We start from the raw sequence: 10,811 nt of genomic DNA, 5'->3' as shown, positions 1-10,811 counted from the left end.
AAACAAGCTCCCTCCAACCAGCCATATTTTCGAACCCATTATAAGCCGTTGTCGCAGTAGCCAAAAATACCCGATAAGCATCACGGGCAAAAATGCAAATATAAAAGCATAGGAATTAAATAGCATTCTTTTAGGTGCACTTTTTGTTAATATTTTTAAATGATGCCATTATATGATGTAAAAACAATTGCTTGAGCTATTAGAATAAATATAAGTTTCTAAATTAGAAGTTTTTAAGAAAAAGATGGTGCGGACGGGGGGATTTGAACCCCCACACACGTAATGCGCTACCACCTCAAGGTAGTGTGTCTACCGTTCCACCACGTCCGCGTTATATAAAGAAGATGATCAGCCGAAGCTGATCAGAAGAAAAGTGTGAGCCTTACGCAGCCAAATATGGGTTAGCGTAAAGAGCGATAAGAGCGATAACAAGTGTATAAATAACTTGTGCTTCGATCATTGCAAGAGCGATGAACATAGTAGTCATCAATTTACCGCCAAGACCCGGGTTACGAGCTGTACCAGCGATAGTTGCAGCAGCTGTGCTACCCATACCGATAGCTCCACCAAGAGCAGCCAAACCAAGACCAACACCGGCAGCGATCATAGAATACGCTTTCAATGTTTGGTTAGCAACGTCTGCAGATGCAGCAGCAGCAGCAGGTGCAGCGTCAACAGCAGCTTCAACAACTGCTGCAGCTTCGTCAGCACCGAATACAGATGCTACAAGAGCAAGCAAAAGAAAAAATACTTTTTTCATGAGTAATCTCCGTGAATAATATCAAAGTCCGTTCGGATAGTGTCCCTACTTATCACTTTGTGGCTGGAAGTATAGTGAGGATGAGCTAAAAAATTACTTAGCTCGCCCTAATCCGATCTTATTTCCTTTGAATTCGACGACTTCTACCATCAATTCATCCCCTTCTTTCAGCACATCACTGACTCGGCTGATATGCCCATCGGATAGTTTGGAAATATGGATCAATCCGTCTATACCGCCTGGAAGTTCAATAAAGGCACCGAAGTCGACGATTTTTTTCACTTTTCCATTGACGATATCACCCACTTTGTATTCCACTTTTTCAACCGCAGTTGCGCCGCTCACTATCCCTTCGATATGATCGCGCGCTCCACGAAGTCCGTCACGATTTTTACCGGTGAGTTTAACAGCGCCTTTTTTCTTGTCGATATCAATCGTCACATCAAAACGTTCGATGATCTCACGAATCGTTTTACCTGCTTGTCCGATAATATCACCGATGAAACTCGGATCGATATGGAAAAGATCGGTACTTGGAAGTGTCCCTTCATTAAGTTCGATTTGATCTTCGCTGCTCATCATGATATCAATGATATGAGCACGAGCCTCTTTAGCCTGGTAAAGAGCCTCTTTCAGTACATCCAAACGGATACCGCCGAGTTTAATGTCCATCTGCATTGCAGTGATGCCCTCTTTTGAACCGGCTACTTTGAAATCCAAATCACCGTCATGATCTTCCAACCCCATAATATCGGTCAAAATCGCGTGTCGATCCCCTTCTGCTACCATCCCCATTGCTACTCCGGCAATCGGGTCTGCCATCTCGATATCTCCGGCACGAAGTGCCATATAACCGCCGCACACCGTCGCCATAGACGAAGAACCGTTGGATTCAAGAATTTCTGATACCAAACGAACCGTTTGACCGTTGCTGACACATACCCCTTCTAAAGCCCGTTTCGCAAGATTACCATGTCCGAGTTCTCGTCGGCGCGGTGCTCCGATAGGGGAAGGCTCACCGACGCTGAATCCCGGAAAATTGTAGTGAACCATGAAAGCTTCATTCTGGGTTCCGCTGTCCGTGAGATTTTCATACATTTGGGCATCTTTGGATCCACCCAGAGTTAACACGACCAATGCCTGTGTCTGACCACGCGTAAAGAGTGCCGATGCATGAGCACTCGGCAATACGTTTGTCTCAATTTTAATCGGGCGTACTTCAGAAAGTCCCCGTCCGTCCGCACGCACTTTTTCATCCAAGATTTGGGATCGAACCATGGTGCGTTTTACCGATTCAATCGCCTTTTTAAGCTCATGTTCATTCCAATCAGGCATCTCTTTCAAAATTGCTTTACGGATGGTTCTCAAAGCGGTTGAACGCTCTGTTTTTGCCATTTGGCTGATTCCGCGTTTAATATCATCTGTGTGATGAGTACGAACAAATTCAACCATTTCAGCATTGATTTCACTGATAACGTATTGAAGTTCAAACGGTTCACTTGCAAACGGTTTAAATGCATTTTCGTATGCGCTGTTCGCTTCAAAAAGAGCCTCTTGAGCCTGAGAGAGGACTCTGATCAACTCATCTTCAGGAAGTGCATTGCTCTTACGAACCGCAATTGCAGATGAGCCCATAACGGGATCCACCATTGGATCGATCATTCCGATATCAATAATTTCCATCTCATCTGTACCGAGTGCTTGCATCTCGATCATTAACATATCGTCTTTACTTCCGGCCAAATACAAATCAAGTGTACTGTTCTCTAATTGGCTTCTTGTAGGATTAAACACGATCTCATCGTCAATTTTCCCTACTCGAACGGCACTGACCGAGTTAAAAATATCAACGTCTGATACGTACAATGCTGCAGAAGCGGCATTGAGTGCCAAAACTTGTAAATCCGCTTCACGATCGGCACTGAGTACCATAATGGTGATTTGGATCGGATTTGCAAATCCTTTTGGGAACAGCGGACGCAATGACCGGTCGACAATACGTGAAGTCAATGTTTCAAAATCACTCGGTTTTGTTTCCCGCTTAATGAACCCGCCCGGAAATTTCCCTGCAGCATAACTTTTCTCGATGTATTGTACGGTAAGCGGTAAAAAATCTTCATCCACAAAATCAGTTTCATCAATAACAACGGTTGCCAGAATAACGGTATCTCCGCATTTAAGCCACGCAGCTCCGTTGGCTTGTGCTGCTACTTGACCAAATGCGTATCCTTCTTTTTTGTTACGTAAGTCAAGTTCTACATTGTATTTCATTATTTCTCCATTTTTTTATCGTTTCATTGAAGAGGCACCGCCGATAACGTATTTCAAATCGTTATCGATAAATCGGAGGCCAAGACCCAAATAAACATTTTGTGAACCCGGATTGAGGAAATTATCCCATCCGCCATACAGCTCAAGATGCTTCAACATCTGATACCGAACCTGTGCTTTAAGATGCGCATTTGTAGATCGGAAGTCATTGATTGCATTAAAATCAAATGCTTCGGCGGTAAATTTCAATTTGTCATGATTCATAAAATAATCGACTCCGACACCACCGGTCGATTCAATCGCCCCGAAACGAAGCAATGTATTATCGAAACGTTTCCCGTATTGAGCTGAATAATAGGTTTTCCCTTTTTCATGCAGCGTCGGATTGCCCAAAGCTCTATTAGAAGTTATTGAATAATCATCGGTGCTGATCAAATCAAACATATAATAGGTTTCAGGATTAGGCAGGTAGTTGACCCCTAAATAAATTTTGCCGTATTGATCACGCATCATGTAATCGGTATGCATTGCCACCTGTAATTCGCTAGATGTAAAGCTTCCCAACATGGCATCGACTTTATTAAATGCTTCCTGACCGCCTTTGAAAAACTCTCCTGCAGATGTAATCGTATCTTTAAGAGATGTCCGATTTTCTACCAGAATAGCACTAACATTGTCTTCAATCGATGAAAATTTATCTACAGCATCCGGAAGTTTGTGTTCGAGTGCACCACTGATATTGTCCATCCGTGTCGTCAATGAATCGATACGTGCCATAATATTAGGCAAATCTTTATTCACCGTATCGGCAGTCGTTGCAAATCCGGCACTCATTGCTCTGAAATTGGCGATTGCGTCATGCAGATCATCGCGATTATCAACAATTACACCATTAAGGTTTGTCCCAACATTGCGGAACGCGATAATCGCATCCTGAATCGCTTTACGATGTTCATCATCCAAAGTCCCTCTTAAATCATGCAGAAGAAGTTCCAACTCTTTTGCGGCGGCATTGACGGAATCACTCGTCTGATCAAACGAAGCATAGCGCTTGCTTTGGGCAAGTGTTCCTCCGGCACCGAGTATTCCTGCAGAATCGCCTACGATAATATTAATAACTTTAGAACCTAATAGCGATTCTTGTGTAACAATTACCGATGAATCATCCGGAATTTTTATCCCCTCATCAATCAGAAGCGTTAGCTTTACCTGCTTCCCTTCTATCGTAATTTTCTCTACATCCCCGACTGTTACCCCGTTCATTAATACGTGCGTATGCTTTTCGATACCGGATGCATCTTCCACATAAGCTTCAATGGTATAGCCCTTACTTCCCCATTTGCCCAGTGATGTTACTTGAGTTGAGAGAATCAACAATGCACCCAAAGCCATAACGACAAAGAGACCGATTTTTGCTTCCAGTTTCATACTCTACCCTCTTTAATTGGTTAGTTTGTAATTAAATTCAGACCCGCCGATGGGTTTGAGAATAATGGTAATAAAAATATACGAATCATCCACAGAATCAACTCCATTTGCATTAGTCAAAAGAGGACGTCGATTTTGAACATATCGAATACCGAAATCTAGGCATCGCCGCGTATGTAAAAACCCGATTTCGCTACGCTTGAGCAAGTTTTCGTGGTAGTCGTACGCTATAAGACCAAAAATCCGATAATCCTGATTGTATTGATATGCAGCATCCGCCGTCCAATAGCTTGCATATATAGGGCTATTATTACGCAGTTCATCTGAATAATAGTGGCTCACACCTGCTGTTACAATTCCGTCATTATAGCGAAGTGTGTTTTGTTCTTTCGTGATACGATTACGATCATGGTTGAAAGCAGTTTGATTGTAATAAGAAACGGCACTGCTTATCTCCCATTCCAACTCGTTTTGCAACTCTCCATAATAGTTTCCTTGCTTGTCATAACGAAAATTTTGGGACAATCTATCGACAAAAAGCTGCTTGTTCCCCTCAAAAAGATAGTTGTTTAATCCAACAGATAGGGTATCGCTCGGTTCATTTAGCGTGTAAAATTCGCACGCCGGATTTGTACTTCCTACAATACACTCTTCATTTGCATGATAGGTATCATAATATCCGTGATAATACCGGTTTCCGGATGCTTTGTAGCTGACAGAAGGGGTGATCACATGGGTCATTGTGTCATACGGGTGAATCAAAGTCGAAGAGAGAGAAACGGTATGATCAAGGGATGCATATAAACCCTGATTGTACAGGTTTCCTGTCTCTCCTGGAAGTTCATTACCGTAAAAACCGATCACTTTAGAAGTGGCCGTCGCGGTATAACTGAGATCGAGATATTCATCAAACAAGGCTGTTTGGAGCGTCATTGGTATAGTAAAATCGCCTTGCACTGCGTTTTTACCTCCAGGACGATAAAAATTAGTTGCTGTTGCATCCGCGTTAATAAGAAGGTGATCGGCAAAAAAACTCTCCAGATATCGGTGATAATGGAGGCTCGGAAGAGTTTGGATTGTTTGCGCGTTGCTCGCTTTATCCAAATACTGGTAATGTTTGATATACATTCCATAATAATTGTCTTCACTGCTGTAATAGGCATTGAGTCGAGACATTATCTGATTGGCGGTCGTATTGAGTGTCTCATCGCTGTGTTGAAGATTCAAATAGTCGACATCGTTCATCCACGAACCGTTAACATAAATTCCCGACTCTCCTTCTAACTTTGAATCAAACCATTCTCGTAATGGGGCTTTGTGCTGATACTTAATCCCATAACCGTAATGTTTCAGATTGGCTAAATCATACTCAGAAGCGTACTTGCTTTGTTCTTTAAAATAACCGGCTGTAATCGATCCTTGGGAAGATGGGGTATCCACAAAACGGATATCGCCGTACATCCCCTCCCCTCGTGTTGTCCAAATTTGAGGACGCAACTCTGCATCCCACCAGTTTTGCGGTGCAAAATAGATCGGCTGCTCGTAATGAAACCCTTGCGTGTTAGACCATCCGAATGTCGGGATCAATAATCCGCTGCGTCGCGTTTTATCGGTAGGATATCCAAAATACGGGAGATAAAAAACCGGTAAATCATTAATTACCAAGCGGGCATTATAAAGGTTCACCCACATCGTGTCGGTATTATAGTCGGCACTGCTAAAACGTATTTTCCATAGTGGGTCATGTGAATCGCATCCGGAAACTGCTCCGCTTGCCAAATCGATCTCATTTTTACACGTTTGTGCTTCTGCTGTATTGATCCATAAACCGCTCTCTTGATCAAACATATAATAAGGTTTTGAGTAACGCGTATCATTTGCCAGATCGACTCGCGAATAGTCACTTATCGCATGAAATTGATTTGCCTTGAAGATATTTACCGAACCTTTGGCTTCGATAATACTGGTATTACGATCATAGGTAAATGTCTCGGCACTTAAAATCTGGTCTTTATATAATACGACCGGGTTTCCGCTCACGGTTGCGATCGATCCGTTTGTATCAGCCGTCGTTCCATAGAGTTCAACGCGTTCATCCCCTAATAAAACGGTCGATGCAATCAGACTGATCCAATAAAATTTACGCATTTATCACCAATGTACGTGCTGTGCGGTCATGCCAGCTGCGTCGATAAGGATCCAAAATCGCCCACACAAACCCTAAATAGAAAAGGGCTTCGCTGATCACCCGAAAAACACTGCGATTAAAGGAGCTGAGAAACCCTGGGTTAGAGAGGGTTGCAATCTCAATCACACGAATTTTCATAATAATCTTGCCGATAGTACCGCCGTATTGCATCGTAAAAAAGGTTTGATAAATGATTTTAATACTCATGTATTCGAGAAGAAAGCTATTGGTCACAGAAATCATCGCTTCAAGCGTTTGTGCCTTAGAGATTGTGTCCCATAAAATGATCATCAGCAATACGGAAAGGAGTACTTCGTCAATCCCGAACGCTGCTGCACGTTGACGTATAGAAGCAAGTTCAAGGTGTTCACGCTGAATCAGCGTATCGAGTTGCTCATCCATTATCGCAGTGCTTGATATGCAATATCGGTACGGAGTTTTTTGCCGGCAAAATGGACTTGACCGCACAGCATATAAGCACGGTCACGTGCTTGCTTGATACTCTCTCCTACCCCGACACATACCAGAACACGTCCTCCGGAAGCATAAAGTTTACCCTCTTCCTCAATCACTCCTGCGTACGCGATATGGGTATTTTGGGCAATCTCATCATGATGAATCACGTCTACGATGATTTCGGCAGGTTCCGAGTTGTCATACGGATAATTTCGGCTGGCCATGACAACGCCCACTGCATATTTGTTATGAAACTCTACATGCAGGGTATCGAGCTGTTTTGTAGCGGCTTTGTAAAAAAGTTCACTGGCAGGCGTTTTCAAAAGCGGCATCAAAATTTCACATTCCGGATCTCCGAAACGGACATTAAATTCCAGCGTAATCGGCTCGCCGTTAACAATCATAAGACCGATAAAGAGAACCCCCTCAAATGGAGCTCCCTCTTCCTGCATCCCTTTAAGAGTCGGTCGAACAATACGTTCTTTTACTTTTTCATAGATGACATCATCTACAAGCGGTGTCGGAGCATAGGCTCCCATTCCGCCCGTATTGGGGCCTTCATCGTTATCTAAAAGACGTTTGTGATCCTGAGCCGCAGGGAGAAGGATGAAGTCTTTTCCGTCACACAGTGCAAACATGGAGAGTTCGTATCCGTCCAAAAATTCTTCGACAACAACCCGTTTGCCGGCATCCCCGAACGATTTACCGCTGAGCATTTCTGAAACGGCAACTTTTGCCTCTTCATGGCTCATCGCGATGATGACCCCTTTACCGGCACATAAACCGTCTGCTTTTACTACGATCGGCGGAGTAAGTGATTCGATAAATTTAAATGCATCTCCGATATGATCCGTTTCTATATAGCGGGCAGTCGGGATAGTGTATTTGGCCAAAAAGTTTTTCATATAAACTTTTGAACCCTCTAACTGTGCCGCTGCTTTTGAAGGACCGAAAATAACCAACCCTTTGGCTTTAAATACATCGACGACACCATCACTGAGAGGCCCTTCCGGCCCTACGATGGTGAGATCAATTTTATTTTCTACTGCAAAGTTCGCCAATTCCTCATAATCTTTAATAGCAACGTTTTCGCCCAGCATTGTTGTAGCACCGTTGCCCGGAGCAAAGTAGAGTGCACTAACCGCTGCATCTTCTTTCAAAACTCTCCCGATCGAAAATTCGCGTCCGCCGCTTCCGATTACCATTACTCGCATAGATCACCTTGAGAAAAATTTTAATTATCTTATCTGAAAGACGTTAACGCCTCTCAAATAAAGTAAAAGCCCGGGCGGGCGTTTCGCAGTAGCTTCGGTTCTCAAAGCCGAATAAAGCCACTCGAGCGTCTCTTCCGGCGACAATCTCTCATACTCGCGTACTCAAACAAGATCATCGGCACCCAAAGACGACTACGGCTGTGACTAATTGTATATGTAGAACCCTCAAAATGCGATTACTCGCTTCACCCAGATAAAACAATTATAGCTTTAAAAGCTTAAAAGGGTGATGAATTTTGTGCAATTTCTTGAGCCAGTTGTACTGCTGAAGCGACACTGGCCTCGGGACTTACAAAGACCTCTTTTGCATTTTTAAACGCGTTCTGAGTCGTTTTGCCTATGGCAACAATACTATTAGATGGAAGTATAGAATACGATGCACAAAAACACTCAATTGATGAGGGTGAAGTAAAGACCAAAACTGCATCTTCTGAAATACTAAACGCCTTGGCATCTTGATTACAGGTTGTTTCATATACGACTGCTTCATCGATAACTACACCCTCCTCTCTGGCTTTTTCAACCCATTCGGACGCAATCACTTTTGGACGTAGATAAAGCCATTTCCCGAAACGTTTTTTTGAACGTAACACGTCCGGAATCGACTTCGCATAGCCATTTCCCACTTCGATATGCACGGCACCTGCTTGTCGTGCCGCTTCTGCCGTACTTTCGGATACACAAATGCACTGTAAATTTTCCCATGCAAACGTGTAATTTTCTAACGCGACAAGAGCTTGTTTGGAGGTTAGAATTATCCCTTCATACTGTGCAAAATCGATAGCAGGGTTTAAAAAAGAGATGGTTAGGATAGGGATATGGATGACACCCGCATAGGGAGTCTTGGAGATGAGATAAACGGGGCGCAAGAGAGCGCCTTATTCCCACTCGATCGTTGCAGGCGGTTTAGAGCTGATGTCATAAACGACGCGGTTGATTCCGTCAACTTCGTTGATGATACGGCGACTGATACGTTCCAGCAGTGTATGAGGAAGATGAGCAAACGTTGCCGTCATACCGTCCACCGCTTCAACAACACGGACACATACGGTGTTGTCATACGTGCGGTTATCGCCCATAACTCCAACCGATTTAACGTTAAGCAATACTGCAAATGCCTGCCATGTTTTCGTATAATAACCACTGGCTTTAAGCTCATCGAGCAAAATGGCATCGGCTTCGCGCAGAAGGTCGAGATCCGGTTTGTTCACTTCACCCATAATTCGGATACCCAGTCCCGGTCCAGGGAAAGGGTGACGATTGACAAGTCCATCAGGAAGCCCAAGTTCGAGTCCGAGCTTACGTACTTCGTCTTTAAAAAGATCGCGTAACGGTTCGATCAATTCAAAATCCATCCAGTCGGGAAGTCCGCCGACGTTGTGATGTGATTTAATCGTTACAGAAGGGCCGTTGACCGAAACCGATTCGATAACGTCTGGATACAATGTCCCCTGCGCAAGGAATTTTATCCCGTCGTGTTTTTTTGCTTCCGCTTCAAACACTTCGATAAACGTATGACCGATAATTTTCCGTTTCGTCTCAGGATCGGTTACACCTGCTAGTTTACCGAGGAAATTTTCAGATGCATCCGCTACAACGAGAGGAACTTTTAGGTGCACTTTGAAAATATTTTCAACCGAATCACGCTCCCCTTTTCGAAGAAGTCCGTTATCGACGAATACCGGGATTAGCTGATCTCCGATCGCTTCGTACAACAATGCTGCAACTACGGATGAATCAACACCTCCGCTGAGAGCACAAAGAACTTTTCCGTCTCCGACTTGAGCACGAATTTTGACAATCTGTTCTTTGAGGAAATGTCCCATATCCCATTTTTCGGTGATACCGCAGATTTTACGGGCGAAGTTACGGAGCATCAAATACCCCTCTTCGGAGTGGTTAACCTCAGGGTGATACTGCATCGCATAAACCATTTTGGCTTCATTAGCGATTGCCGCGTACGGAGAATTCGGTGAGTAGGCAATCGGTACAAAACCTTCCGGTAAGACATCAACTTTATCGGAATGGCTCATCCAGACGATACGTTCATCCTCACACCCTTCAAAAAGTACGGAGTGCTGCGTCATATCGATAGTAAGTTCGGCTTTTCCGTATTCATGGTGATCACTTCGGATAACCGAACCGCCAAAATCAACAGCAATACGCTGCATACCGTAACAAATTCCCAAAACCGGAATTCCAAGAGCATAAACTCCTTGATCGACTTCATAGGCATCTTTGTTGTACACCGATGAAGGACCGCCGCTGAGGATGATTCCTTGCGGATTTTTTGCTTTGATTGCGTCAATTTTCGTGTGATAAGGAAGTACTTCACAATAGACTTTGTCTTCGCGCAAACGGCGAGCGATCAGCTGAGTGTACTGGGAGCCGAAATCGAGGACGATGATACTGACATCTTTCACGGGTAAGCCTT

At 43.8% G+C, this 10,811-nt stretch carries 8 protein-coding genes and 1 tRNA gene; all 9 read right to left on the bottom strand.

From position 1 onward, the window contains the following. Positions 1 to 245 precede the first annotated feature (245 nt). The 9 genes from PHP90_RS07705 to guaA all read right to left on the bottom strand — a co-directional run bounded on the left by PHP90_RS07705 (position 246) and on the right by guaA (position 10,800). Positions 246 to 330 (bottom strand) — tRNA-Leu (locus PHP90_RS07705). 52 nt (positions 331 to 382) lie between these two features. Next, the gene (locus PHP90_RS07700) at positions 383 to 760 is read right to left on the bottom strand and encodes a F0F1 ATP synthase subunit C (protein WP_299927747.1); all 378 of its coding nucleotides are present in this window, start codon (positions 758 to 760) and stop codon (positions 383 to 385) included. A 93-nt stretch (positions 761 to 853) separates the two neighbouring features. After that, on the bottom strand, positions 854 to 3,031 hold the full coding sequence (locus PHP90_RS07695; protein ID WP_299927744.1) for a polyribonucleotide nucleotidyltransferase: 2,178 nt from the start codon (positions 3,029 to 3,031) through the stop codon (positions 854 to 856). 15 nt (positions 3,032 to 3,046) lie between these two features. Next, complete coding sequence (locus tag PHP90_RS07690) at positions 3,047 to 4,459, bottom strand: MlaD family protein (RefSeq protein WP_299927740.1); 1,413 nt, start codon at positions 4,457 to 4,459, stop codon at positions 3,047 to 3,049. A 12-nt stretch (positions 4,460 to 4,471) separates the two neighbouring features. Then, positions 4,472 to 6,607 (bottom strand): LPS-assembly protein LptD, encoded by a 2,136-nt coding sequence (locus PHP90_RS07685; protein WP_299927737.1) that lies wholly within the window; start codon positions 6,605 to 6,607, stop codon positions 4,472 to 4,474. Next, positions 6,600 to 7,049, bottom strand: a complete 450-nt coding sequence (locus tag PHP90_RS07680) for an RDD family protein (protein WP_299927734.1) — start codon at positions 7,047 to 7,049, stop codon at positions 6,600 to 6,602. Before PHP90_RS07680 ends, PHP90_RS07685 begins: the two co-directional genes overlap by 8 nt. Further along, positions 7,049 to 8,317 carry a phosphoribosylamine--glycine ligase gene (gene purD, locus PHP90_RS07675; RefSeq protein ID WP_299927731.1) on the bottom strand — a complete coding sequence of 423 codons (1,269 nt, stop codon included), beginning with the start codon at positions 8,315 to 8,317 and terminating at the stop codon, positions 7,049 to 7,051. The genes PHP90_RS07680 and purD overlap by 1 nt, the downstream gene beginning before the upstream one ends. Positions 8,318 to 8,595: 278 nt before the next feature. After that, the gene (locus PHP90_RS07670) at positions 8,596 to 9,246 is read right to left on the bottom strand and encodes a uroporphyrinogen-III synthase (protein ID WP_299927728.1); all 651 of its coding nucleotides are present in this window, start codon (positions 9,244 to 9,246) and stop codon (positions 8,596 to 8,598) included. Positions 9,247 to 9,255: 9 nt separating this feature from the next. Next, positions 9,256 to 10,800: a glutamine-hydrolyzing GMP synthase gene (gene guaA / locus PHP90_RS07665; protein ID WP_299927725.1), complete on the bottom strand. Its 1,545-nt coding sequence runs from the start codon at positions 10,798 to 10,800 to the stop codon at positions 9,256 to 9,258. Positions 10,801 to 10,811 lie beyond the last annotated feature (11 nt).

The sequence above is a fragment of the Sulfuricurvum sp. genome, from assembly GCF_028712165.1.
Lineage (GTDB): Bacteria > Campylobacterota > Campylobacteria > Campylobacterales > Sulfurimonadaceae > Sulfuricurvum.
The sequence above is the reverse complement of the archived record's forward strand: the minus strand, read 5'-3'. Positions and strand labels throughout refer to the sequence as shown.